Below are 25,282 nucleotides of genomic sequence, written 5' to 3' on the forward strand. Positions count from 1 at the left end.
GTCGAACAGGTCTTCCGACGCCTCGATGGCGTTCTCGGTGTTCATGACGTTTCCTCCCTCGATATATGTCGCGAAGCAGATCGGTATAACGTGTCACTTCGCATCGGGATGCCCCCTCCCGGGCCGCGGTTGAGCGCGCCCGCCGGGTGGCTCGACGCTTCGAACGTAACAACGGGATGTCCGCGCGGTCAATGGCCAAATCTTTTGGGAGCTCCTTTCGGACATCCGCGGAGATGATCGGTCGAACCCTGGTGTGAGGCGGGTGCAAGAGAATGGAACAAAGGCGGTTCGCGCTCTTCACATGTTCCCCTCGCGGGCTCCTCCGTATGTCCGGATCGCCGGTCTGAAGTGCCATGCCACACATGTACTGTTTCATACAAAATGACATGCTTGTCCTGATATTTTGCCCGTATCTTTCCGCTGCCTCCCCCGGCTAGGCTGCCCCGGTCGCTGTCGCCCGGCCGGGCGGCCAACCCACCGGAGGAGCGGAGGCGGGACACCCGGATGACCATTCACGTTTTCGCTGGGCCCACCCTCGAAACAAAGGAAATCCTGAGGGAAATTGATGACTGTATTGTGCACCCACCGATTCGCCATGGCGATCTGTTTTCCTGTGGTGTGCGGCCGGAAGATTTCGTCCTCATTATCGACGGGCTCTTCCATGGGTATGAACCGATTCGGCACAAGGAAATACTGCACGCCATGAAGAACGGCACGGTCGTGGTCGGCGCGGCGAGTATGGGCGCTTTGCGGGCGGCCGAACTGCATTCCTACGGAATGCGCGGAGTGGGCTGCGTATTCGAGATGTACCGCACCGGTGAGATCGACGCCGACGACGAGGTGGCCGTCTCCCACACCGAGCGCCCGGACGGCAGCGCGCTCAGCGAGGCCCTCGTCAACATGCGGCACGCCCTGCGCCTGGCCGTCCGGGAGGGACTGGTCGACGCCCCGCAGGCGACGGCGCTCCTGGAGACGGCGCGCGCGCTCCCCTACCCGCGGCGGTCCTGGCGGGCCGTCGGGCGCGAACTGGGTGCGCCGGGCGGCTCCCCCCTGGAGGACGGCGGCCTGGCGGCGGCGGCCGAACGGGTCGGCCGGCTGGCCCGCGAGCGCCCCGAGGAGGTCTCGCTCAAACGGCAGGACGCCCGCGAAGCGCTGAGCCGCGTACGTGAGCTGCGCGGATCCCACCCGCGGCCGGCGGCCACGGCGGGCATCTGGACCGGCGACTGGGAAACCGCCTACCTGCACCGCTGGCAGAACCGCTTCACCGGCGAGCGCACGGCCGGAGGTCTGGTGAGCGTCGCCGCCCGCTTCGACTACCAGCGGCTCTTCGGCACGGACCAGCGCACGCGCTGGCGCACTCATGTACTGGCCACCGTCTCCGGCCGCCCGCCGGGTACGCCCGCGCGCCTGCTGGAGGACGAGGCCCTGCGCGCCGCCGCCGGACAGGGCCTGGACGCCCGGTCCCTGACGGCGGACCGGATCCACGCGTGGGTTCCGGAACGGGAACGGGAAGCACTCGGCGAACGGGAAACCGCCCTGACCCTGCTCATTCGCTCGGCCCGTCTGACGGCCGACCTCCAGAACCCCGTCACCGCGCGCCTGCTCCTTCCGGACCCGGCGGTCCATCACGCCGAAATCGCCGCAAGTCTCGCGACGAACCAGGCAGTTGCCGGTTCGGGATATTCCAAGAACACCGACCAGCTGAAGAATGCGGTACTCCGCGCCCAGCTCGCGCATACCTGGCACTTGCAGGCGGATTGCAGTACGGAAGTACTCGACGCGGCGGCCCGGGACCGCGGATTCACGTCCGCACACGAGGCTGAGGAAGCTTTGCGGCCGTTCTTCCTGAGGCGGCACCAGGAAAGCCGGCAGAGCCTCCCGCCGAAGGGAGCGGCCTCGTGAACGCCCTTCCCCCGACCGCCCCGACGGGGCGCAAGGTCTTCACCGCCGGCACCCACCGGGTCCGCCCGCCCGCCGACACCTGGGACCTGATCCGCCGCCGCCTGCCCGAGTACGGGATCACCCGGATCGCCGACGTCACCGGCCTGGACGTCATCGGCATCCCCGTCGCCGTCGCGGTCCGCCCCCTCTCGCGCAGCCTGTCCGTGGCCCAGGGCAAGGGACACACCCCGCTCCTGGCCCGCGTCTCGGCCGCCATGGAGGCGATCGAGATGTGGCACGCCGAGTTCGCCGGGCCGCCCCCGGTCCACCGCCGGACCCCCGCCCGCGCCCTGCGGCCGCCCTACGCACTGGGCCTGCTGGACCAGCACGAGGGCAGCCTGCTGCACGACGGAACCCCGCTGGACTGGGTCACCGCCACCGGCACCCTCAGCGGCGCCCCCGTGCCCGTCCCGCGCGACGCCGTCCGGCTGCGCAGCTCGCTGCCGGGCCGCTGGCAGCCCCCGGGGCTCAGGGTCACCAGCAACGGCCTGGCCTCGGGCAACACCTTCGAGGAAGCCGCGCTGCACGCCGCGTACGAGGTGATGGAACGCGACGCCCTCAGCTCCCTGACCGCCGCCCCCGGGGACCCCCGGGTCACCTTCCGCGCCGAGACCGTCGACGACCCCCTGTGCACCGGCCTGATCGAACGCATCAGCCGCTGCGGGGCCTTCCTGGACCTGGCGTACGTCCCCAACCGCTGGGGGCTCCCGTGTTTCGCGGCCTTCGTCTGGAGCGAGGACTTCGCCCTGCTCACCGCCGGATCCGGCGCCCACTCCTCACCCGGCGTCGCCCTGGCCCGGGCCATCACGGAGGCGGTGCAGAGCCGCCTCACCCTCATCAACGGGACCCGCGACGACGTCACCGCCGTCTACGCGCACGTACGGCGCGGTGCCACCGCACGGCCCCGGCGCGACCCCGCGGCCCGCGCCCACCACGAACTGCCCGCCGCGTCGGCGCCGCAGTTCGACGACGTCGGCGTCGAACTGCGCTGGGCCTGCGCCCGGCTGGCCGAGGCCGGGGGACACGAACCCCTGGCCGTGGACCTCACCACCAGCGAGGACTTCTCCGTCGTCAAACTGATCGCCCCCGGCCTGCACAACGGCACCCGCCACGCCGTCCCCCGCCCCGACCACCCCGGCCCGGCCGCCGGGTAACACCCGGCCACGGCCCGCCGCGCCGCCCCGCCCCCAGCCCCCGTACCCGCACCGCAGGAGCCCGATGACGACCGCCGAAACCGCCGAGGCAACCGGCACGGCCTGGCGCACGCCCTACATCCGCTACGTGACCGGCCGCGGCATCTCCACCGCCGGAACCAGCCTGGTCAACGTGGTGCTCGCCTTCGCCGTGCTGAGCGCCGGCGGCGACGGCTTCTCCGTCGGCCTGGTCCTCGGCTGCACCGTGACCACTCAGACCCTGCTCCTGCCCCTGGGCGGCGTCCTCGCCGACCGGCTCTCGCGGCGCACCCTCGTCGTCGCCGGGAACGCGCTGCTCGCCGTGGTCCAGGGGCTGATGGGCGCCGTCCTCCTGGCCGGCCCGCCGGATCCCGCCCTGTGGATGTTCCTGTCGGCCGCCGCCGTCACCGGCGCCACGGCCGCCGCCGTACAGCCCGCCTTCCAGGGACTCATCGTCCAGCTCGTACCCGCCCCGGCCCTGCAGAGCGCCAACGCCGCGCTGCGCCTCGTGCTCAACCTCGCCCGGATCGCCGTGCCCGGCCTCGGATCCCTGCTCGGCGCCGCCTTCGGCTTCGGCCCCGTCCTGCTCACCGCCGCGGGCGCCTTCGTCGTCTGCGCCCTCGTCCTGGCAGGCCTGCGCACCGGGGGGCCCGGGGGGCCCGGGGGGCCCGGGCGGACGGGCGGCTTCTACGCGGGCGCCCGCGAGGGCTGGACCGCCTTCCGCAGCCGGCCGTGGATGTGGGGCTACGCCCTCTCCGGGGCGCTCGCGGTGCCGCTGTGGATGGCCGGATACCAACTGCTCGGCCCCCTCGTCCTGTCCGGCCGCCCGGACGGGGCGCAGCACTGGGGCTGGGCGGTCTCGGCGTTCTCCGCCGGCATGGTGCTGGGCTCCCTGATCGCCCTCCAGTGGAAACCGCGCCGGGTGATGCTCGCCTGCGTGCTCGTCCAGCTGGTCTGGCCGCTGCCGCTGGCTGCCCTCGCCTACGGCGCCGACCTGATCAGCCTGCTCGCCGCGATGCTGGTCAGCGGCGCCAGCCTGGAACTGGCCGTGGTTTTCTTCGAGACCGCCAAGCAGCAGCACGTACCGCAGGCCCTCATCGGGCGGGTGACCTCACTGACGATGCTCGGCGAGACGGCCCTGGTCCCCCTCGCCTACGTACTGGCGGGCGGTACGGCGGACCGGGCGGGCTCGACCGCCATGATGTGGACCTGCTGCCTGGGGATCCTGGTCGCGACGGTGGTCCTGCTCGCCGTGCCCGGGGTGCGCGGGCTCACCTCCGTACGGGCGGCGGCCGGGGAAGGCGGCTGACGCGTCGTGGCCGTCGCCGTCGCCGTCGTTGTCGTCATCGGCCCGAGGCGCGGCCGCGCCTCACGTGCCCGGGTGCACGGCGGTTCCCGGTGATCCCGTCGGGCACCGGGCGGCGTGCGGGCGGGTCAGCCGCCCTGGCCGGCGCTGCCGATCGGGCCGACCTTCACCGGGGAGCCGGAGCCCTCCGTGACGGGCAGCGTGGCGGCGCCCGGCCAGGCGAGGGTGACGGACTTCGTCTCGCCGGGCGGCGTCACGACCAGACCCGTGACGCGGACGCCGGAGCCGCCGGAGGTGTTGAGCGGATAGGTGATGCCGAAGGACACCGACGTGGCCTTCTTCAGCGTGCTGGAACCGGCCTTCTCGCCGGTGCGCTGCGCGGACAGCGAACCGGAGGCGGTCTTCAGGTCGACGCCCGCGTACTCGGCGAGCACGCAGTCCCCGCTGCCGTGGTTCTTCAGCGTCACCGCGACGGTTCCCTCGGCGTCGCCGCCGACGGTGCCGTCCATTGCCGTGATCGTCAGGTCGTCGGTGCGGCACTTGTCGGCCTTGCCGCTGCCGCCGCCCGTACCGGCGGCCGTGCCCTTCCCGCCGGATCCCGCACCGCCGGTGGCCTTGCCACCGCCCTGGTCCGTACCGGCGGAACCGGAACCGCCGCCGGAGGAGGCCGGGGCGGACGGCGCCGGGGCGGACGGGGACGAGGCGGTGGCCGCGGCCGACGGAGCGCTCGGCGCCGCACCGTCAGCGCCGTTCTGACAGGCCGTCAACGACAGGCCCGCGGCAACGGCCAGGGCGGCGAAGGACAGCTTGTGCACGCGCATCGATTTCTTCCTCACGATCGGTCGGCAGCGCCGGGTGCCCGGTACGGGGCCGGTCCGGGCGGGCGCTTCTGATCACCGAGAGCCCTGCGGCCCGGTGAACCGTTCCGCCCGGCCGCCCCCTCGTACGTTCCTGTGACACGCGGGGCCGCTCTGGGACAGACCCGTGACGCGGCGGATCTTGACCCTCCCGGCGGCGGTCCGGCGCGGCGCGGACACCTGCCCGGGGTGTCAGGTGGAGAGGGTGGTCACGGGGTCGAGGCCGTAGGTGCGGGCGTAGCCGTTTTCGGTGCCGACGAGAAGGTCGACGATCTCGAAGTAGCGGTCCCAGAAGGGGGTTTCGCGCAGCACGTCGATGAGGAGCTGGTAGGCGCCGTGGTCGTCCGCCTCCCACATCCAGACGTCGGTGACGCGGGTCGAGTAGAACTCGGTGTCGAAGAAGCGGGACCGGACGCCGGTGGTCCTGGCCTTGATCGCGGGAACGACCTGGGTGGCGAAGGCGTCGACCCGCTCGTGCGGGCTCATGGCCAGCCATTCGGGAGTGGTCTTGATGAGCATGAAAGCGGTGACCGGCGGTGTGGTCTTCTCGTCGGGCATGACGGGAGCCTTTCGGGTGGTGGTGGTGGTGGTGGTGAGGGGGCGGGCGGGAGCCGGCGGTCAGGAGAGGACCGCGGCCTTGAGGGTCTGGGCGCACCACTGCTCGAAGGTGGTGGGGCAGGGGTGGCCGGGGGAGCGGACGACGCCCGCGTCCAGGCCCTCGTCCTTGGCCCGCTTCATGTCGACGACGCCCTGGACGAAGGCTTCGTCGAGGCCGTATCCGACGAGGGTGGTGTACAGCGCGTCGAGCGGCTGACGCTCGTAGCGGACCGGGCGGCCGAGCTGCTCGCCGATGATGCGGGCCACGTCGTCGGGGGAGAGGTCCCGGGGCCCGAGGACCGGCACACTGCCGACGCCGGTCCAGGAGCGCTCCAGCAGCAGACCGGCGGCGACGGCCGCGATGTCGGCGGCGGCGACGAAGGGGGCCTTGCGGCCCGCGTCGACGACGTCGGTGAAGACGCCGTGCTCGCGGATCGAGCCGGCCTCGTCCAGGAGGTTCTCGAAGAACGACCCGCTGGCCAGGGCCCGGTAGGCGACGCCGGTGCCGGCGATGAGGTCGTCCATGGCGAGGGACGCGGTGACGACACCCGCCCGGTCGGCGAGCGCGGTGCCGCGGCCGAGCGCGGAGACGCCGACGACATGGCCGACGCGGTGCGCGCCGAGCGCCTCGGCGGCGGGCCGGGTGAAGCCGCGGTAGCCCTCCTCCGGGGGCCGGGAGGAGTCCGGGGGGACGAGCCAGAAGACGGCGTCGGCGCCCTCGAAGGCCCGGTCGACGACCTCCGGGTCGCCGTGCGAGCCGAGGACGACCTCGACGCGCTCGCGCACCGGGGCCGGGAGCCGGGCCGGGTCGCGGACGACCACGCGCAGTGCCTCGCCGTGGGCGGACTCCAGGAGCAGGGGCAGGAGCCGACTGCCGATGTTCCCGGTGGGAGCAGTGATGACGATCATGAAAACCTCGTGTGTTCTGGTGGATCGGTACGCCCCTCATCCTGTGGAACTCCCGTTATTGCCACAATGGGAACTTCAGCACTGGATCCTTGCCTGAAATGGAATAACCCCTGTGAGCAGCAGTTCAGAGCCGGTCATCGACGCCAATCTCGCCGTCGCGTTGGACGCCCTGCTGGCCGAGCAGAGCGTCACCCGCGCCGCCGCCCGCCTGCGCACGTCCCCCGCCGCCATGAGCCGGACCCTCGCCCGGCTGCGCCGTGTCCTCCAGGACCCCTTGCTGGTGCGTGCCGGCCAGGCGATGGTCCCGACCCCCCGGGCCCAGAGCCTGCGCGAGGAAGCCGCCGCGGTGGTGCGCAGCCTCGGGACGCTGCTCTCTCCCGGCACCGGTGTGGATCCGGCCACGCTGCGCGCCACCTTCGCCCTCCAGACGGCCGACCTGGTGGGCGCGGCGCTGGCCCCCGGGCTGCTGGAGCTGGCCCGCAGGGAGGCGCCGGGGGTGTCGCTGCGGTTCCGGGCCGAGGAGCTGGAAGCGGGACCGGCCCTGCGCGACGGCCGCGTCGACCTGGAGGTCGGGTCCATCGACCACGTCGACCCCGAGACCCGGGTCGAGGAACTGCTCACCCTGCGGATGGCGGCTGCGGTCCGGTCCGGCCACCCCCTCGCGGAAGGGACGCTGACCCCCGGCCGGCTCGCCGCCGCCGAACACGTCGTGGTGAGCCGCCGCGGCCGCTTCACCGGCCCGCTGGACACCGCCCTCGCCGAGCACGGCCTCGTCAGGAGGGTCGCGGTCGTCCTTCCCGGCTACCTGGCGGCACTGGCCCTCGCCGCCCGCAGCGACGTCGTCTGCCTCATCCCCACCGGGCCCGGCGCCGGCGGCCCCTCCCCGCTGACCGAAGTCGCCACCCAGCTCGGCCTGCGCCTCCTCGACATCCCGCTGCCGCTGCCGCCGCTGACCATCGGCATGGCGTGGCACCCCCGCCACGCCGCCGACGCGGGACACCACTGGCTCCGCGACGCCGTCCGGCGGACCCTGCGCACACCAGGCGCCCCGGCCGTGTGACGCGGCAGCCCCGGCCGACGGGACAGGGTGTTCGAGCTGGCTGAAATGTCGCTGGATCAAGAAGCAAACACCGTGCGGGACAAGGTCACCGCATCGAGGTAATGACACCTGATCTCCGGAGAAGATCGTCCGCGCCGGCCGTACTGTGCTCCTGGATCTGGAGGGATTGCCCGGATTATCCGACCTCTTTGTTTTCTTCTTTCCCGGTGACGAGCGCACGCGCCGGCCACCGCCCGTACGAAGGAGAGCCCGCCCGATGACCGTGGACACCAGCCCCGGGGCGCAGTTGGAGCCGACGGACCAGGCCCGGCAGACCAGCCTGGGCACGGCGGCGGCCCGCAACCTCGCCACGACGACCAAGTCCGCCCCGCAGATGCAGGAGATCACCTCCCGGTGGCTGCTGCGGGTGCTCCCGTGGGTGGAGACCAAGGGCGGTACCTACCGGGTGAACCGGCGGCTGACCTACACCGTCGGCGACGGCCGCATCGAATTCGTCCAGGACGGCGCCCAGGTCCGGGTGATCCCCCGCGAGCTCGGCGAACTCGCCCTGCTCCGCGACTTCGACGACGTGGACGTCCTCGCCGCCCTCGCCGGCCGGTGCGTCCAGCACGACTTCCGTGCCGGCGAGGTCCTGGTCCAGCGCGGCGCTCCCGCCGACCGCATCCACCTGATCGCCCACGGCCGGATCAGCCAGACCTCCGTCGGCAACTACGGCGACGAGATCGCCCTCGCCGTACTCGCCGACGGGGACCACTTCGGGGAGGGCGCCCTCCTGGACGCGGGCTCCACCTGGGAGTTCACCGCCACCTCCGAGACCTCGGGCACCCTGCTCACCCTCTCCCGCGCCGACTTCGAATCCGTGCTGTCCTCCGCGCCGGGGCTCCAGGCCCACGTCCGCCACTTCAGCACGCTCCCGCTGCAACGGCAGAACCGTCACGGCGAGGCCGAGATCGCCATGTCGGCCGGCCACACCGGGGAGGCGGAGCTGCCCGGCACCTTCGTCGACTACGAGGCCAACCCGCGCGAGTACGAACTCTCCCTCGCCCAGACCGTACTGCGCGTGCACTCGCGCGTCGGCGACCTCTACAACGACCCGATGAACCAGACCGAGGAGCAACTCCGGCTGACCATCGAGGCGTTGCGGGAGCGCCAGGAGTACGAGCTCATCAACAACCGCGAGTTCGGCCTGCTTCACAACGCCGCCTTCAAGCAGCGCATCCAGACCCACTCCGGCCCGCCCACCCCGGACGACCTCGACGAACTGCTCTGCCGCCGCCGCGGATCCAAGTTCTTCCTCGCCCACCCGAAGGCGATCGCGGCCATGGGGCGCGAGTTCAACGCCCGGGGCCTCTACCCGGACCACGTCGACCTCGGCGGACAGCAGGTCCCGGCCTGGCGCGGGGTGCCGATCCTGCCGTGCGGCAAGATCCCCATCACCAAGGAGAACACCACCTCCATCCTCGTGATGCGCACCGGCGAGGACAACCAGGGGGTCATCGGCCTGCGCCAGACCGGCCTGCCGGAGGAGTACGAGCCGGGCCTGTCGGTGCGCTTCATGGGCATCGACGAGCGGTCGATCATCTCCTACCTGGTCACCACCTACTTCTCCGCCGCCGTCCTCGTGCCCGACGCGCTCGGCGTGCTGGAGAACGTACAGATCGCCCGCAGGCGCGACTAGGGCGTGCCCGGGACACCCCCTGGGGGGTGCCCCTTCCGCACCGTGCCCGGCCCGCGCCGCCCGGCGTCATCGAGACAGCCGGGGGCGTCCGAGGGTGACCGGGAGCCCCTCCGCCGTCCCCCGCACGGCGCCGTACGACGCGGGCCCGGCCGGTACGCACCGGAAGAAACGACCCGGCGGCCCCGACGCGACCGGCCACCGGGGCGCGACACGAGGACCGGACCGTCCCACCACCCCACCAAGGAGCAACGGATGCCCGACCCCGGGCCTTCCCCCCTGCAATCGAGCCTGCCCGCCGCCGCGGCGCGCTTCGGGGCCCACGGTCACGGCCGCGGCACCGAGGCCCTCGACGCCGTCCGCAGCGCCCCGGACGACCTCCCACCGGCACCCGCCACCCCCGCCGCACCCGCCTACACGTACACCCTCCCGTCCACGGGAACCGTCCCCACCGCCCGGCCCGCACCGCCCCCGGACGCCGGCCCGGTCGCGGAGGGAGCCGTCCACGAGGGCGCCGGCCCGGCGCGAACCTCCGCTCCTGCCCTGGAGCGGCTCCTGAGCGGCCCCAGCGGCCTGGGCACGGCCGGGCTGCGGTTCGCCCGGGGCGCGCAGCCGCCGTCGCGGCCCGCCGCCGCGCCGCCCGCCGCGACGCCGGGCAACCCCGTCCCCGGGCTCTACCACCACCCCGTGCCGGAGCCGGATCCCGTACGGGTGGAGGAGATCAGCCACCGGATCAAGGCGTGGGCGGTGGACGAGGTCGAGCTGTTCCCTCCGGACTGGGAGGACCAGTTCGACGGGTTCTCCCTGGGCCGCTACATGGTCGCCTGCCATCCGGACGCCCCCACCGTCGACCACCTGATGATCGCCACCCGGTTGATGGCCGCCGAGAACGCCCTCGACGACGTCTACTGCGAGGACCACGGCGGATCGCCGGCCGGACTCGGCGGACGGCTGCTGCTGGCCCACACCGCCCTCGACCCCCTCCACACGACGGCGGAGTACCACCCGCTCTGGGAACGGTCCCTGCACGCGGACGCCCCCCGGCGCGCCTACCGCTCGGCCATGGAGTACTTCCTCCAGGAGGCCACCCCCTCCCAGGCCGACCGCTACCGGCACGACATGGCCCGGCTGCACCTGGGGTACCTCGCCGAGGCGGCCTGGGCCGAGACGGACCACGTCCCGGAGGTGTGGGAGTACCTGGCGATGCGGCAGTTCAACAACTTCCGCCCCTGCCCCACCATCACCGACACGGTCGGCGGCTACGAACTCCCGGCGGACCTGCACGCCCAGCCCGCCATGCAGCGGGTCATCGCGCTCGCCGGGAACGCCACCACCATCGTCAACGACCTGTACTCCTACACCAAGGAGCTCGACAGCCCCGGCCGTCACCTGAACCTCCCCGTGGTGATCGCCGAACGCGAGAACCGCTCCGTTCGCGACGCCTACCTGAAGGCGGTCGAGGTCCACAACGACCTCATGCACGCCTTCGAGGCCGCGGCCGCCGAACTCGCCGCCGCCTGCCCCGTCCCGAACGTGCTGCGCTTCCTGCGGGGCGTGGCCGTGTGGGTCGACGGCAACCACTACTGGCACCAGACCAACACCTACCGCTATAGCCTGCCCGACTTCTGGTAAGGACGGATCCATCTGTGACCAGCACCGAACTGACCATGAACCACGCGGCCTCCGCGTTCATCCCCGCCCCGGCCACTCCCTACCAGGGCGACATCGCCCGGTACTGGGACCACGAGGCCCGGCCGGTGAACCTGCGCCTCGGCGATGTGGACGGCCTCTACCACCACCACTACGGGATCGGCGACGTCGACCACGCGGCCCTCGGGAACCCCGCCGACAGCGGCTACCCGGAGCGGCTGATCGCCGAGCTCCACCGCCTGGAGTCGGCGCAGGCCGAGGTCCTCCTGAACCACCTCGGCGACATCGGCCCGGGCGACACCCTCGTGGACGCCGGCTGCGGCCGCGGCGGCTCGATGGTGATGGCGCACCAGCGCTTCGGCTGCAAGGTGGAGGGCGTCACCCTCTCGGCCAAGCAGGCCGAGTTCGCGAACGGGCGCGCCGGCGAACTGGGCATCGGGGACTCGGTCCGCGCCCGCGTCTGCAACATGCTGAGCACCCCCTTCGAAACGGGCTCGGCCGCCGCCTCGTGGAACAACGAGTCGAGCATGTACGTCGACCTGCACGACCTCTTCGCCGAGCACTCCCGCGTCCTGGAGGTCGGCGGCCGCTACGTGACCATCACCGGCTGCTGGAACCCCCGCTACGGCCAGCCCTCGAAGTGGGTCTCGCAGATCAACGCGCACTTCGAGTGCAACATCCACTCCCGCCGGGAGTACATGCGGGCGATGGCCGACAACCGCCTCGTCCCGCAGGCGGTCATCGACCTGACCCCCGAGACCCTCCCGTACTGGGAGCTCCGCGCCACGTCCTCCCTGGTCACCGGCATCGAAGAGGCGTTCATCAACTCCTACAAGGACGGCTCGTTCCAGTACGTCCTGATCGCCGCCGACCGCGTCTGACCGATGCCCCCGCGCCCCCCCCGGCCGGGCCCGCCACCCCGGGCCCGGCCTCCGCCTTTCCCGGCGGCAGCAGGGGGGCGCGGGGGCTTCGGTGTCAGGGGATGGGCGGGGCGGGGTCGATGCTGAAGACCGTGTCGGCGCCGGTGACCTTCAGCAGTTGGACGACCTGGTGGGTGGGGGCCGCGAGGTAGAGGGTGCGGCCTTCGGCGGCGGCTTCGGTGCGGGCGGTCAGGAGGGCGCTCAGGCCGGAGGAGTCGCAGAAGGTCAGGTGCTGGAGGTCCACGACGACGTCGACGCCCCGTCCGAGGGCCCGGCGGAGGGCCTGCTGGAGGCTCGGGGCGCGGGAGATGTCCATCTCTCCGTACGGGCGGACGACGGTGATCCGGTCGCTGCCCTCGACGTCGATGCGCTCCCCCCGCTCGTCAGCCTGCCCCACTGCCGCCCCCTCTGATCCGGGCCTGGTCAGGGCCCCTCCAGCGGGCACCTGCCCGCCTCTTCCGAGGACGAGGATAGGTGCCCGCTGACGGGGCTGGCGTCCGGGTCGGCGCCGGCGTGGCCGAGCGGGTGGCGGACCCCCGGCGGGAACCGGAGCCGCCCTCCTCCCGATCCGGATCCGGGCCTGCCGCGCGGTCCGCCCGCAGGACCGACGCGGATGCCTCCGGGGTGTGCCGGGGAGGGGACCGCCGCCGACGCGGTCAGACGCGCGGGGCCGTACCTGGCGCAGCCTGCGGCGGGCCGCCCGCCGGGGGCGGGTGTTCGACAGGTCACCGCCGGGGCGCGGTGTTGACGGCGCCCCGAACACCCCCGCGCGGGCTCAGCCCTCGTGGCCCGGCAGGAGCTCCTTGACCTTGGCCATCGCGTACCCCCAGCCCTGGGCCACCGTCGGCTTGCCCGGCACCGCCACCTCCTCGGGGTTCGTCAGGACGTCCAGCACGACCGGCCCCGGCGTCTCCAGGGCCTGCCGCACCCCGGCGTGCAGCTCGGCCGGGTCGGTGACGCGGATGCCGGTGATACCCAGTGCGCGCGCCACGGCGGCGAAGTCCGGGTTGTCGAGCTCCGTCCCGAACTCCTCCAGGCCGGCCTGCTCCTGTTCGAGCTTGACCATGCCCAGCCGACGGTTGTCGAAGACCACCAGCTTCACGGGCAGCCGGTACGTCTTGATGGTCATCAGGTCCCCGAGCAGCATGCTCAGGCCGCCGTCCCCGCAGAAGGCGATCGTCTGGCGGTCCGGCGCCCAGAGCTGCGCCCCGATCGCCTGCGGCATGGCACTGGCCATCGAACCGAGGTTGTAGGAGCCGATCAGCCTCCGGCTACCGCGCATGGAAACGAAGCGGGACAGCCAGACGGTGGCCATGCCGGTGTCCGAGGTGAAGACCGCGTCGTCCGCGGCGAGCGCGTCCACGGCCGCGGCGAGCGCCTCCGGACGGATGTCGTGGTCCCGGTTGTCCAGGGCCGCCCGCAGCTTCCCGGCCGGGCGGCGGTCGTGAGCCGGGTCGGCCAGCCGCTGCTGACCGGCCTGCCAGCGCTCGAACCGCTTGCGGGCGTCATCCAGGTGCGCGCGGTCGGTGGCCGCCTCCAGCCGGGGGAGCAGCGCCCGCAGGGTGGCCCCGACGTCCCCGGTCAGACCCACGTCCACCGGTACCCGCCGGCCCAGGTGCTCCTCCCGCGCGTCGATCTGGATCACCTTGCAGCCGGACGGATACCACTCGCGGTACGGAAAGTCGGTGCCCAGCATCACCAGCGTGTCGCAGGCGTCGAGCGCGTGGGCGGCGGCCGGGTTGCCGATCAGGCCGGTCTGGCCGACCTCGAAGGGGTTGTCCCCCTCGAAGCCCTCCTTCGCCTTGAGCGTCAGCACCATCGGCGCGGCGAGCACTTCGGCGAGCCGGAACACCTCGGCCTTCGCCTCGCGGGCCCCGCACCCCACCAGCAGCGTGCACTTGGACGCGGAGTCCAGGAGGGCCGCGGCCTCGGCGATGGCGGGGTCGTCCGGCCGGGTGACCGCGTGGTGCCCGAGCCCGAACCGGACGGGCCGGTCCTCGCTGAGCTCCTGGTCACCGAGGTCGCCGGGCACGGTCAGCACGGCGACGCCGCCCTGGCTGATCGCCGCGCGCACGGCGGATTCCAGCATCCGGGGCATCTGCTCGGGGGAGGTGACCGTGGCACGGTAGACGGCCACGTCCCGGAACAGCAGATCGTTGTCGACCTCCTGGAAGTAGTCGCTGCCCACTTCGGCCAGGGGCACCTGGCCACAGATGGCGAGGACCGGGGCGTGGCTCTTCGCCGCGTCGTACAGGCCGTTGAGGAGGTGGACGGAGCCCGGCCCGACCGTGCCCATGCACACGCCGAGCGTTCCGGACAGCTGGGACTGCGCCCCCGCCGCGAAGGCGGCCACCTCCTCGTGGCGGCAGCCGATCCAGTCCAGGCCGTCGGTGGTGCGGATGGCGTCGGTGAGCGGATTGAGCGCGTCTCCGACGACTCCGAACACTTGCTGGACGCCCAGGTCCTTCAGGGCGTCGACGATCACGCGGGCGACGGTGCGCGTCACGGGGTGTCCTCCGGTTCCGGGGTGGGGGTTATGGGGCTGGTGGAGCTGATGGGGCGGGCAGATCGGGTGGCGCTCACGGGGCTCGGGGGAGTCGCGGCGTTCACAGGGCCCGCGGGGCTCACGACGCGGTTCGTGCGGGAGCGGGCGAAGCCGTCCGGGTCGGCGGCCCGCCAGTCGGCGGCCCAGTCCGCGGGCGCGTCCCCGTCGAGGAGCTCCCCGGGCCCGAGCCACGCGTACAACTGCGCGTACGAGCGCACGGTGTGCGGGTCGACGCGCTGGAGCAGCATCTCCGGGCGCAGCTGGGCCTGGTCCTCGACGCCCATGGCCGCCATGATCTGCAGGGCGCTCTTGACGGTGGCCGCCTGGAACCGCTGGACGCGCTGCGCCTTGTCCCCGACGTCCAGGGCGCGGGCGCGCCGCGGGTCCTGGGTGGCGACACCGACCGGGCAGGTGTTCGTGTGGCAGCGCTGGGCCTGGATGCACCCGACCGCGAACATCATCGCCCGGGCGGCATTGGTGTAGTCGGCTCCCTGGAGCAGCCGCTTCACGAGGTCCCCGCCGGTGGCGACCTTTCCGCTCGCGCCGATCCGGATGCGCTCGCGCAGACCCGCTCCGACGAGGGCGTTGTGGACGGTCATCAGGCCTTCGGTGAGCGGCATCCCGACGTTGTCGGCGAATTCCAGGGGCGCGGCCCCGGTCCCGCCCTCCGCGCCGTCGACGATGATGAAGTCGGGTGTGGTGCCCTCCTCCAGCATGGCCTTGCAGACGGCGAGGAACTCGCGGCGGGAGCCGACGCACAGCTTGAAGCCGACGGGCTTGCCGCCCGCCAGCTCGCGCAGCCGCGCCAGGAAGCGGACCAGCTCGCGCGGTGTCGTGAACGCGGTGTGGTAGGGCGGTGACAGGACGGTCCGGCCCTCGGGCACCCCGCGGACCTTCGCGATCTCGGCCGTCACCTTGGCGCCGGGCAGCACCCCGCCGATACCGGGCTTGGCCCCCTGGCTGAGCTTGAGGGAGACGCACTTGACCTGCTCGTGGGCGGCCTTCTCGGCGAACTGGGCGGGGTCGAAGTCGCCGTCCTTCGTACGGCAGCCGAAGTAGCCGGTGCCGATCTCCCAGACCAGGTCCCCGCCGGGCCGCAGGTGGTACTCGGAGAGCCCGCCCTCGCCCGTGTCGTGGGCGAAGCCGCCCCTCTCGGCTCCGGTGTTGAGGGCGAGCACGGCATTGGCCGACAGCGAGCCGAAGCTCATGGCGGAGACGTTCAGCAGGGCCATGTCGTAGGGCTGCGTGCAGTCCGGGCCGCCGATCCTGACCCGCGGAGGGTCGGTGGGCACCGGCCGGGGCGCCATGGAGGGCACGAGGTACTCGCTGCCGGACAGGTACAGGTCACGCTCGGTGCCGAAGGGCTCCTCCGCGTCGGTCCCCTTGGCCCGCTCGTAGACGATGCTGCGGGTGTCGCGGTCGAAGGGGCGGCCGTCGAAGTTCCGCTCGATGAAGTACTGCTGGAGCTCCGGCCGCAGCCCCTCCAGCGCGAACCGCAGGTGCCCGAGCAGCGGGTAGTTGCGCAGGACGGAATGCCGTCGCTGTACGAGGTCGTACGTGGCCACGGCGGCCAGCAGCGCCAGCGGCGCGGCCGCCGCCCACCACCAGGGCGAGACCGTCACGGCGGCGAGGACGAGCAGGCCCGCGGCCAGATAACCCACGAGGAGGGTGATACGAATCTTCAGCACGTCGTGCGTCTGTCCCGAGGAACGCCCGCCAACCCCCCGGACCTGAAACCAGGACATGCCGCACATCGCCCGGCGTCCCGCAGGACGGCGGCCGGCGGGGGAGACGGCCTACAGTGGCGCCATGCCCCAGCCCGCCCACCTGCCCGGCCCCGACCTGCCGGACGCGTACGGCCGCAGCCGCTGGGAGGCGGCGGCGCTGCGGCTGCTCGGCGATACGTACACCTTCGCGGCCACCGGCCCCCGGCGGCACCGCGACTGGGCGCACGACGTCCTCGCGGTGCTGCACCGGTCGGTCCCCGACCCGCGGGGCTGGCTCGGGCTGGACGCGGACCGCACCGATCCGGTCCGCCGCACGTGGCCCGCGTACCCCTTCGACCCACCGGACGCTCCGGAGCTCGCCGACCGGCTCCACCTCCTGGAGGAGCGGGCGGCGGCGGCCGCGCTCGCCGTCATGGCCGAGGAATGGCAATCGGAGCCCGCCCCCGTGCGCTCCCGCCCCGACCGCGACGCCGTGCTGGCGGACGCCCGCACCCTCCTCGACCGGTACGGCCCCACCGCCCGCTACTGGACCAACACGCTCGCCGCCGCCCACGATCCGGCCCCGGACTTCCTCGCGGCGGGGCTCCAGGGGACCGAGTCCCGTGGATTCCTCACCTCCGCGTACGTCAACGGCCTCGACCTCTTCGGCGACCTGGGCCTGATCGCCGTCACCGACGACGAAGTGGGCGTCTTCTGGTCGTTCGGTGCGTACTGACGAACGACCGCGAGGCCGGCGGACACGGCGGCACGCCCGAGGGGGTGGACCCGGAAAATCCGGTTCCACCCCCTCGGGCGTGTGCGGGGCGGCAGGCCCTCAGGCGGGACGGCCGCCGAACGGGGCGCCCGTGCCGTAGTACGTGCCCAGTTCCTCGTTGTACCCGGCGTCGCCGAGGTGCTTGTCCCGGTGGAACTCGGGAGCGTTCTTGATCTGCTCCTTGGTGCGGTCGACGTAGATCTTCTCCTCGGCGGGGTCGATGTGCTTGACCGTCCCGGCGGGAAGGAGGACCTCCTTGCCGAAGATCCACACACCGGTGTCCACGACGATGTAGGCGGAGCCGACCTCGTCGGAGTGCTTGTCGACCTTGCCGATGGAGCCGTCCGTGGCCTCGACCTTGTAGCCCGTCAGATCGGTACCGGCCAGTCGGCCGGACGTCTCGTGATAGCCCCAGATGTTCGCGGACATGAGAACCACTCCTTTGATTGAGGGTACGGATCCTTTGCTTTCGGAACCGATGCGGGGCCGGTCGCGGCCCCGCCGGAAACTCGCATGCCCCGTAAATCCCGGCGTACACGGTCACCATCGGGTGAAGCCGTCGGGGCGCCGGGGGAGGGGAGCGCGGGCAGCGGCCGGGGCCCGCACCCTGACCGGGTGCGGGCCCCTGAACTGCCTTTTCTGCCCTGGTGGGGCTACCAGCGATACCAGCGGCCGCTGCCCCCCTTCGGCCGGGCCACGAACCCGACGAGCCACAGCACCAGTACCGCGATCGCCACCCACCAGAGAATCTTGAGGGCGAATCCGGCACCGAACAGAAGCAGTACCAGCAGAAGAACGAGAAGCAGGGGAACCATAGTTATTACCTCCGGAAATCTGTCTGCCCCCGGTTCCTCCGAACATGCGCCCCGACTTTTTCGGATGCCCCCCGCGTACGCGGGGAGCGCGCGCCCTCCCGTTCCCTGCCCGGCCGGCGGGCCGTGTCAGGGCCGCAACAGGGCCTTGATGGCGCGGCGTTCGTCCATGGCCCGGTAGCCCTCGGCGACTTGGTCCAGGGGCAGGGTGAGGTCGAAGACCTTGCCCGGGTCGATCCGGCCCGACAGGACCAGCTCGATCAGGTCGGGCAGGTACCGGCGTACCGGCGCGGGGCCGCCGCGCAGCCCGACGTGGGAGAAGAACAGCTCCTGCCCGTCGATGGCGACCCCGTGCGGGACCCCGACGAAGCCGACGCTGCCGCCGGGCCGCGCCGAGTGCAGGGCCTGCGCCATGGCCTCGCCGGTGCCGACGCACTCCAGCACGCTGTCGGCGCCGATGCCGCCGGTCAGCTCCTTGATCCGGGCCACGCCCTCCGCACCGCGCTCGGCGATGACGTCGGTGGCACCGAACTCCCGCGCGAGGTTCTGCCGGGGCTCGTGGCGGCTCATCGCGATGATCCGCTCCGCCCCGCTTTCCTTCGCCGCGATCACGGCGCACAGGCCCACGGCGCCGTCGCCGACGACCACGGCGGTCGAGCCGGGCCTCACCTCGGCCGCTTCGGCGGCCCACCAGCCGGTCCCCATCACGTCGGAGACGGCCAGCAGACCGGGCCACAGCTCCTCGTCCGGCACCTCGTCGGTGGCGACGAGGGTGCCCTGGGCGTTGGGGATGCGCACGTAGTCGGCCTGGCAGGTGCTCATGAACTCGCGGTGCAGGCAGTTGGACTGGAAGCCGTTTTTGCAGTTCGCGCAGGTGTTGTCGGAGGTGGCGAAGGAGCCGACCACGAACTGGCCCGGCCGGACGGAGGTGACGTCGCTGCCGACCTCCTCCACGAAGCCGACGTACTCGTGCCCGATCGGGCGGGGATTCCCGATCGGCTCGGCGCCGCGGTACGGCCACAGGTCGGAGCCGCACACACAGGTGACGGCCGTCCGGATGATCGCGTCGGTCGGCCGGAGGATCTTCGGATCGTCCAGGGTCTGGAAGCGCACGTCGCCGGGGGCGTGGATCACTGCTCCGCGCATGAGGGGTTCCCTTTCGTACCGGGGGAGACGCTGCCGGGGGCGGCCGGCCGGCGCCGGGTGCGGAGGCGGACCGGTCACCGGCGACGATCCGCCGCCCGTGGCCGGACGCAGCCCTCCCCGGCCGCCGTCGCGGCCCGGGGAGGAGCCTCACGTCATCCAGGTAACCGGCATCCGGCCCGGTCAGCGACTCCACCTCGCCCGCACCCCGGTTCCCCCCGTGGCCGCCGATCGCGGGTGTTCTGCGCGCCGGACCACTACGCTCATGATCACGCCGTGCCGACAGGAGTGTGCGGACGAGGACAGGTGCCCCAGGCGCTCTGGACGTCACCTGGCCGAGCGAGGGGTCCCGGCCGCCCGGCCGGGGCCCCTCGGCGCTCCGCCGCCCCCGCCGCCCGCGGCCCCATCGGACCCGGCGGCCCCGGCGGACCGGGGCGTCCGCCGGATCGGTGATCCTTGGTCCATGCGTGCCGCCCGCCTCATCCGTATGGCCCTCCTGCTCCAGTCGGCCCCCGGTCTGACCGCCGCCGCCCTCGCCCGTGAGCTGGAGGTTTCCGAGCGGACGGTCATCCGCGACGCCCAGGCCCTGCAAGAGGCGGGGGTCCCGGTCCGCTCCGAGCGCGGCCGGGCCGGCGGCTACTTCCTGGCCCCCGGCCACCGGACCCGGCTGACCACCCTGCACCCGAGCGAGGCGGAGACCCTGTTCCTGTCGGGGCTGCCGACGGCCCTGCGGGACCTGGGGCTGTCGGACGCGGCCGGAACGGCCCGGCTGAAGCTGGCCGCCACCCTGCTTCCCTCCGTGCGCGAGGCCGCCGAATCCTCGGCGCGCCGCTTCCACCTCGACGCGCCGTCCTGGTTCAGCGAACCCCCCTCCCCGCCGCTCCTGCCGGAACTGGCCCGCGCGGTGTGGGCCGACCGGGCCGTCGAGCTGTCCTACGCCCGCCCGGGCCGTGCGGGCGCACCGCCCGCCACGGTGACCCGGGTGGTGGAACCGTACGGGCTCGTCCTGAAGGCCGGCACCTGGTACGCCGTCACCCGCACGCCCGACGGCCGGGACCCCGACGGCCGGGACCCCGACGGCGGCTGGCGCACCTACCGCGTCGACCGCGTCACCGCCCTGGCCCCCGCGCCCGGCGCGGCGCGGCCGTTCGTACGCGACCCGGTCTTCGACCTGGCCCGGCACTGGGAGACCCGTTCGGCCGCCTTCGCCCGTGCGCTGCTGCGCACCACCGTCACGGTCCGCGTGAGCGCACGCGGACTGAGCAGGCTGCCCGCCGTCCTCGACGGGGCGGCCGTCCCGGACGCCCTGGCCTCCGCCAGCGCTCCGGACGCCGCCGGCCTGGTCACCCTCGACCTGCCCGCGGAATCCGAAGAGGTCGCCTTCGAGCAGCTCGCCGCGCTCGGTGCGGACGTCGAGGTACTGGCCCCGGCTCCGCTGCGCGCCCGCTTCCGCGAGCGCGCGGCGGAGCTGGCCGCCCTCTACGGCGCGGTCCCGCGGTAGGCCGTGGGCCGTCCCCGCCGGAGCTTCTCCCGCGCGTCAGCGGTAGTCCTCGGGGGATCCTTCCCGTCCGCCGTACACGACGTCCTCGAAGTACGCCCAGGCATCGGGCAGGCTGCCGTCCACGTCCCGCACCCCGTACGCCCGGGCGAGCTCCGCACTGGAGGTGGACCTGCCGTTCCAGCGCCCGGCGCGGTCGGGGTCGGCCGCCAGCGCCGCGACCGTGCGGGCCAGGAACCACGGGGACTCGGCGATCGCGAAGGACGGCTCCCGGGCGATCGCGTCGCGCCAGTTGTCCTCCGTGACTCCGAAGTGGGCGAGCATCTGCTCCGAGCGCAGGAAGCCCGGCGACACCGCGACCGCCGTGCCCCCGTACTCGGCCAGCTCCTGGCCCAGCCCGAACGCCAGCCGGATCGGGGCGTTCTTCGCGAGGTCGTAGTACATGTTCTCCCGGTAACGGCGGTTGGAGTGCGCGGTGCCGTCCGTGACCTCCACGTACAGCGGCGCGTCCGAGCGGATCAGCAGCGGCAGCAGCAGTGCCGCGGTGATCACGTGGGAGCGGGCGCCGAGTTCCAGGATGCGCAGGCCGTCGGCGAGCGGCGTCTCCCAGCTCTTCTTCCCGAACACCGAGCGTGCCAGCAGGTGTTCGCCGCCCCACAGGTCGTTGACGAGGATGTCGAGCCGCCCGTGGTCCCGGTCGACGCGCTCGACGAGCGCGCGCACCTGGGACTCGTCGAGGTGGTCCGTGGGCACGGCGATGCCGGTTCCGCCCGCCGCGGTGACGAGTTCGGCGCTCTCCTCGATGGTCTCGGTGGTCCGGCCCACCTCGCTGACCCGGGTACGGGTCGTGCGCCCGGTGACGTACACGGTGGCCCCGGCCCTGCCGAGCTCGACGGCCTGGGCGCGCCCGGCGCCGCGGGTGGCCCCGGCCACGAGCGCGATCCGTCCGGCGAGCGGACGCTCCGGGTTCTCGGGCCGGACGGGTGCGGTGGTCATGTCCTCGTTGGTCATGTCATCCAGGGTGCACGCCAAAGGTGACAGAACACGTCACCTTTTACCGGGCGTCCGGACGGGCGTCCGGGCGGTCGTCCGGGCATCAGGGCCGCGGGCCCTCGACTTCATCCACTTCTCCGGCGTGCCGGAAAAACCCATTCCTTGATCGAGAATTCCGCTCGAACGCGGGTGTTGTGAGGGGTGTCTCCGTTCGATACGATCGCTCCCTCAGCGGCCGTAAGTCCACTTGTCAAAGGGGGCATTGTGGGTGCGTCAGCCTTACCGTCGGCATCGGCCACAATCCCCGGGCGGAATTCCTGATGGGTGAGGCCGATGAGAAATTAAAACACTCCGGCCCTTTATTACCCGAAGATCCGCCCTCGTCCTCGTCCTCCGCTCCGTTCCGAAGACGGGATTTCACGCTCTTCTGGACCGCGGGCGCCGTCGACGGTCTCGGGACCTGCGCCTCCGCCCTCTTCCTCCCGCTGATCCTGCTGGGCGCCGGGTACCCGGCCGGCCTCACCGGACTCGTCGCCTCGGTGGGCCTGGTCAGCGGTCTGGTGGTCTCGCCGGTGGCGGGCGTGTACGCCGACCGGTGGCCGCGCAAGCCCATGATGTACGGGGCGGCCCTGCTCGCGGCCGCCGCCATGGGATCGGTGTTCGTGACCGTGGCCCTCGGCCACGTCGTCCTCGTCCACGTCCTCGTCGCCGCCGTCGTCGAGCAGGCGGCCGGCGCCACGTACGGGGCCGCGGCCTCCGGGACGATCCGCCGCCTGGTGCCGCCCCGGGAGTACACCCGGGCGATCGGACACCTCCAGGCGCGGGACCAGGCCGTACAGATCGTCGGGCCGATGCTCGGCGGCGTGCTGTACCAGCTGGCGCGCTGGGTCCCGCTGCTCGCGGACGCACTGTCGTTCCTGCTGGTGGCGGTGCTGACCAGGGCGATCCGCACCGACCTGACGCCCGAACGCGAAGGTCCCGCCCCCTCGTTCACCCGCGAACTCGCCGAAGGACTGCGCTTCGTGTGCGCGGATCCCTTCCTCCGCTTCGTGATGGTGTGGACCGCCGGGATCAACGCGCTGCTCGGCGCCCTCTACTTCCACGCGGTGGTCACCTCCCACGACCGCGGTGCCAGCCCCTCCTCGATCGGGCTCGTCCTCACCCTGGCCGGCGTCGGCGGCCTGCTCGGCGCACTCGGCGCACCGTGGCTGGTGCGGCGGGTTCCGGGGGCGCGGATCGTCACGGCCGCGTCGTGGGCCATGGCGGCGACGGCGGCCGGACTCGCGTTCGCGTCCCGGACCTGGGCCTACGGGCTGCTGCTCGGCGGGGTGTCGCTGATCGTGCCGTCCGTGGTCGTCGTGCTGCAGACCCGGGCGATGCTGGTCACCCCCGACCGGCTGCTGGCCCGCATGGGGACGGTGCTCGGCACCGCCGGACAGGGCATCGCGGTACTCGCGCCCGTGACGGCGGGAGTCCTGGTGGCGGCGTACGGGGGCCGCGCGGTGGCACTGGGCTGCGCGGGCGCGTTCGCCGGGCTGGCGCTGTACGCGACCGCGAGGGCGCGGCTGCTGGCGGGGGAGACGCCGTGACGCCGGCCCCGCCGAAGGCGGCCGTGCGCACCTACGGCGTCTACCGGCCGGTGCTGCCGGTGACCAGCCCCCGCAGCCCCGACCGGATGGTGTACACAGGCGACGCCGACGGCCGCTGCGAGATCTTCACCTGGGACCGCTCCACCGGCGCCGGACGGCAGCTGACGGACCGTCCGCACGGCACCCTGCTCTGCGCCATCGACGAGGACGAGGCCGTCTGGTGGTTCGACGAGGACCGCGGCGGCAGCGGCGGCTGGCGCACCCAGGACTTCGACGGCGGCCCCGACCGCCCGGCGCTGTCCGGGGTGCCGTACGGGCGGCCCGCCGGGCTGGCGCTGGCGGCGGGGGGCGAGGTGGCCGTCGGCATCCGCGGCCCCGGGGGGCTCAGCGTCCACACGGGGCGGCGCGGCGGCACGGCCACGCCCGTCCTGCGCACGAAGGACTCCGGCACGCTGTGCGGCCTGGCGCCGGACGGCAGCCTGCTGGCGGTGTCCGGACCTGCGCACTCCGCCCGCGCCGTCACGCTGCTGAGCCCGGACGGGACCACCGTCGCGGTGCTCTCCGGCACCGCGGAACCCACCTGGGCGCTCGGCTTCGCCCCGCTGCCGCTGCCGCTGCCGCTGCCGCTGCCGCTGCCGCTGCCGACACCGCCGCCGACGTCGACACCGTCACCTGGCCCGGCGGCGGCGTCCGCGCACCCCCTGCTGCTGGTCATGCGGGAGCGGGCCGGCCGCTACCACCTCGGGACCTGGGCCCCGGGCCGCGGCCTGGAGCTGCTGCCCTGGTGCTCGTTCGACACCGAGACGACCGCCCGCTGGTACCCGGGCCCCGGGGGAGCGCGGGTCCTCCTGCGGCAGGACCGGCACGGCCGCAGCCGGCTGTTCACCGCCGACCTGGACCGCCACGAGCTGACCCCGGTGCCCACCCCCGAGGGCAGCATCCTGGACGCCTCCCCGGCCGCCGACGGTGACGTGTACTTCATCTGGACCGACGCGGTGAACGTACCGCGCGCGCTGTCCCTGTCGGGGGCACCGCTGCCCGGGCAGAGCCGGTGGCGCCTTCCCCGCTTCGGCCGCCGCCGGGACCTGTGGACGCCCGGCCCCGACGGCCCGGTGCACACCCTCGTCACCACACCCGCCGACCGCCCCGCCCCGTACCCGCTGGTCTTCCTCGTCCACGGCGGCCCGGCCGACCACGACCGCGACGCCTACGACCCGATGGTGCAGGCCCTCGTCGGCTCGGGCTACGCCGTGGCCCGCGTCAACTACCGGGGCTCCACCGGCTACGGGCCGCGCTGGCGCTCCGCCTACTCCGAGGGCGTCGGCCACACCCAGGTCGCCGACCTGGTGCGGGCCCGGGCCGAACTGCTCGACCGGGGCATCGGCTGCGAGGGCGCCGTCGGCCTGTGCGGTACCTCGTGGGGCGGTTACCTGACGCTGCTGGCCATGGGCACCCACCCCGGGCTGTGGAACGCCGGGGTCGCCGTCAAGCCGCTCGCCGACTGCGTCACGGCCTTCCGCCACTCCACGCCCGCCCTCCAGGCGCTGGACACCGCCCTGTTCGGCGGCACTCCCGACGAGGTGCCCGAGGCCTACGCCCACGCCTCCCCGTCCTCGTACGCGGCCGCCATCCGCTCCCCGCTGCTGGTGATCGCCGCCCGGCGGGACGCCAAGTGCCCGCCGGAACAGGTCGAGGCGTACCTGGACGTGCTGCGCGCCGGAGGTGTGGCCCACGAGCTGATGTGGCTGGACTCGGGCCACGACGGCTACGACGGGGCCGACCACCTGGCCGTGATCCGGCGGTCCCTCAGATTTCTCGGTCGCGGGCTGCCTGCGGCGCCCGCGCGGGCCGAGCCGTCCTCACACCCGGAGGGGAGGTGAACATCATGCAGAAGGACATCATCCACGGCGACCCGCTCGAGGGCGACGAGGAGAGCCGCAAGCCGGGCGTCGGCGTCGTCATCTACTTCCGCTCCACGGAGGAGATGGAGGACGAGGACAAGTAGCTCCAGGGGGCCGGGGGGGGGCCGGGGGGGGGCCGGCGCCCCCCCCGGCCCCCCCGGCGGAGCCAGAGCGGGGGCGCCGGACATAGGTATAAAGCCGGCGGGGGGGGGCGACAAGAGGGAGTTGAGGGG

Annotated in this window: 21 protein-coding genes; 11 read left to right on the forward strand and 10 right to left on the reverse strand. The window is 73.1% G+C overall.

Annotated features, from left to right (window positions below; translation table 11 throughout):
- The first annotated feature begins 504 nt into the window (after positions 1 to 504).
- From ACFYYT_RS25270 to ACFYYT_RS25280, 3 genes are all read left to right on the forward strand, one after another.
- Positions 505 to 1,902, forward strand: coding sequence for a TfuA-like protein (locus ACFYYT_RS25270; RefSeq protein ID WP_351826048.1), 1,398 nt, complete (start codon positions 505 to 507; stop codon positions 1,900 to 1,902).
- Positions 1,899 to 3,095 carry a YcaO-like family protein gene (locus ACFYYT_RS25275; RefSeq protein ID WP_351826049.1) on the forward strand — a complete coding sequence of 399 codons (1,197 nt, stop codon included), beginning with the start codon at positions 1,899 to 1,901 and terminating at the stop codon, positions 3,093 to 3,095. Before ACFYYT_RS25270 ends, ACFYYT_RS25275 begins: the two co-directional genes overlap by 4 nt.
- Before the next feature lie 64 nt (positions 3,096 to 3,159).
- Positions 3,160 to 4,422, forward strand: a complete 1,263-nt coding sequence (locus ACFYYT_RS25280; RefSeq protein WP_351826050.1) for an MFS transporter — start codon at positions 3,160 to 3,162, stop codon at positions 4,420 to 4,422.
- A 125-nt stretch (positions 4,423 to 4,547) separates the two neighbouring features.
- Here the strand turns inward: ACFYYT_RS25280 and ACFYYT_RS25285 are convergent, their stop codons facing one another.
- The 3 genes from ACFYYT_RS25285 to ACFYYT_RS25295 all read right to left on the reverse strand — a co-directional run bounded on the left by ACFYYT_RS25285 (position 4,548) and on the right by ACFYYT_RS25295 (position 6,782).
- Entirely contained in the window at positions 4,548 to 5,240 is a 693-nt protein-coding gene (locus ACFYYT_RS25285) for a DUF4232 domain-containing protein (protein WP_351826051.1), read from the reverse strand.
- Between the two features lie 228 nt (positions 5,241 to 5,468).
- Positions 5,469 to 5,834 carry a darcynin family protein gene (locus tag ACFYYT_RS25290; protein WP_351826052.1) on the reverse strand — a complete coding sequence of 122 codons (366 nt, stop codon included), beginning with the start codon at positions 5,832 to 5,834 and terminating at the stop codon, positions 5,469 to 5,471.
- 60 nt (positions 5,835 to 5,894) lie between these two features.
- Positions 5,895 to 6,782 (reverse strand): NAD(P)H-binding protein, encoded by an 888-nt coding sequence (locus tag ACFYYT_RS25295; protein WP_351826053.1) that lies wholly within the window; start codon positions 6,780 to 6,782, stop codon positions 5,895 to 5,897.
- A gap of 103 nt (positions 6,783 to 6,885) precedes the next feature.
- Between ACFYYT_RS25295 and ACFYYT_RS25300 the strand changes: the two genes are divergently transcribed.
- From ACFYYT_RS25300 to ACFYYT_RS25315, 4 genes are all read left to right on the forward strand, one after another.
- On the forward strand, positions 6,886 to 7,842 hold the full coding sequence (locus ACFYYT_RS25300; RefSeq protein WP_351826068.1) for a LysR family transcriptional regulator: 957 nt from the start codon (positions 6,886 to 6,888) through the stop codon (positions 7,840 to 7,842).
- A 256-nt stretch (positions 7,843 to 8,098) separates the two neighbouring features.
- Positions 8,099 to 9,520, forward strand: coding sequence for a family 2B encapsulin nanocompartment shell protein (locus tag ACFYYT_RS25305; RefSeq protein ID WP_351826054.1), 1,422 nt, complete (start codon positions 8,099 to 8,101; stop codon positions 9,518 to 9,520).
- A gap of 252 nt (positions 9,521 to 9,772) precedes the next feature.
- Positions 9,773 to 11,149, forward strand: a complete 1,377-nt coding sequence (locus ACFYYT_RS25310; RefSeq protein ID WP_351826055.1) for a family 2 encapsulin nanocompartment cargo protein terpene cyclase — start codon at positions 9,773 to 9,775, stop codon at positions 11,147 to 11,149.
- A gap of 14 nt (positions 11,150 to 11,163) precedes the next feature.
- On the forward strand, positions 11,164 to 12,048 hold the full coding sequence (locus tag ACFYYT_RS25315) for a geranyl diphosphate 2-C-methyltransferase (protein ID WP_351826056.1): 885 nt from the start codon (positions 11,164 to 11,166) through the stop codon (positions 12,046 to 12,048).
- Between the two features lie 94 nt (positions 12,049 to 12,142).
- Here ACFYYT_RS25315 and ACFYYT_RS25320 read toward each other — a convergent pair whose 3' ends face one another.
- The 3 genes from ACFYYT_RS25320 to ACFYYT_RS25330 form a co-directional block, all read right to left on the reverse strand.
- A complete protein-coding gene (locus ACFYYT_RS25320; RefSeq protein WP_351826057.1) occupies positions 12,143 to 12,484 on the reverse strand; it encodes an STAS domain-containing protein in 342 nt (113 codons plus the stop codon).
- 378 nt (positions 12,485 to 12,862) lie between these two features.
- Positions 12,863 to 14,593, reverse strand: coding sequence for a thiamine pyrophosphate-dependent enzyme (locus tag ACFYYT_RS25325; protein ID WP_351826058.1), 1,731 nt, complete (start codon positions 14,591 to 14,593; stop codon positions 12,863 to 12,865).
- Positions 14,590 to 16,320 (reverse strand): FMN-binding glutamate synthase family protein, encoded by a 1,731-nt coding sequence (locus ACFYYT_RS25330; RefSeq protein ID WP_351826059.1) that lies wholly within the window; start codon positions 16,318 to 16,320, stop codon positions 14,590 to 14,592. The genes ACFYYT_RS25325 and ACFYYT_RS25330 overlap by 4 nt, the downstream gene beginning before the upstream one ends.
- 121 nt (positions 16,321 to 16,441) lie before the next feature.
- Here ACFYYT_RS25330 and ACFYYT_RS25335 point away from each other — a divergent pair, with 121 nt between their 5' ends.
- Positions 16,442 to 17,074, forward strand: a complete 633-nt coding sequence (locus ACFYYT_RS25335) for a hypothetical protein (RefSeq protein WP_351826060.1) — start codon at positions 16,442 to 16,444, stop codon at positions 17,072 to 17,074.
- Between the two features lie 99 nt (positions 17,075 to 17,173).
- On the opposite strand, the gene ACFYYT_RS25340 is transcribed toward ACFYYT_RS25335, so the two are convergent.
- The 3 genes from ACFYYT_RS25340 to ACFYYT_RS25350 form a co-directional block, all read right to left on the reverse strand.
- Entirely contained in the window at positions 17,174 to 17,542 is a 369-nt protein-coding gene (locus ACFYYT_RS25340; RefSeq protein ID WP_351826061.1) for a PRC-barrel domain-containing protein, read from the reverse strand.
- Positions 17,543 to 17,766: 224 nt separating this feature from the next.
- Positions 17,767 to 17,928, reverse strand: a complete 162-nt coding sequence (locus ACFYYT_RS25345; RefSeq protein WP_283453945.1) for a hydrophobic protein — start codon at positions 17,926 to 17,928, stop codon at positions 17,767 to 17,769.
- 126 nt (positions 17,929 to 18,054) lie between these two features.
- Positions 18,055 to 19,071 carry a zinc-dependent alcohol dehydrogenase family protein gene (locus tag ACFYYT_RS25350; RefSeq protein WP_351826062.1) on the reverse strand — a complete coding sequence of 339 codons (1,017 nt, stop codon included), beginning with the start codon at positions 19,069 to 19,071 and terminating at the stop codon, positions 18,055 to 18,057.
- Between the two features lie 460 nt (positions 19,072 to 19,531).
- Here ACFYYT_RS25350 and ACFYYT_RS25355 point away from each other — a divergent pair, with 460 nt between their 5' ends.
- Positions 19,532 to 20,569, forward strand: coding sequence for a WYL domain-containing protein (locus tag ACFYYT_RS25355; RefSeq protein WP_351826063.1), 1,038 nt, complete (start codon positions 19,532 to 19,534; stop codon positions 20,567 to 20,569).
- 36 nt (positions 20,570 to 20,605) lie between these two features.
- Here the strand turns inward: ACFYYT_RS25355 and ACFYYT_RS25360 are convergent, their stop codons facing one another.
- Complete coding sequence (locus ACFYYT_RS25360; RefSeq protein ID WP_351826064.1) at positions 20,606 to 21,577, reverse strand: SDR family oxidoreductase; 972 nt, start codon at positions 21,575 to 21,577, stop codon at positions 20,606 to 20,608.
- A gap of 302 nt (positions 21,578 to 21,879) precedes the next feature.
- Between ACFYYT_RS25360 and ACFYYT_RS25365 the strand changes: the two genes are divergently transcribed.
- Positions 21,880 to 23,148, forward strand: a complete 1,269-nt coding sequence (locus tag ACFYYT_RS25365; protein WP_351826065.1) for an MFS transporter — start codon at positions 21,880 to 21,882, stop codon at positions 23,146 to 23,148.
- Positions 23,145 to 25,028, forward strand: a complete 1,884-nt coding sequence (locus ACFYYT_RS25370) for a prolyl oligopeptidase family serine peptidase (RefSeq protein WP_351826066.1) — start codon at positions 23,145 to 23,147, stop codon at positions 25,026 to 25,028. Before ACFYYT_RS25365 ends, ACFYYT_RS25370 begins: the two co-directional genes overlap by 4 nt.
- The last annotated feature ends 254 nt before the right edge of the window (positions 25,029 to 25,282 follow it).

Origin of the sequence: Streptomyces sp. NPDC002032 (assembly GCF_042890765.1) — a bacterium.
Lineage (GTDB): Bacteria > Actinomycetota > Actinomycetes > Streptomycetales > Streptomycetaceae > Streptomyces.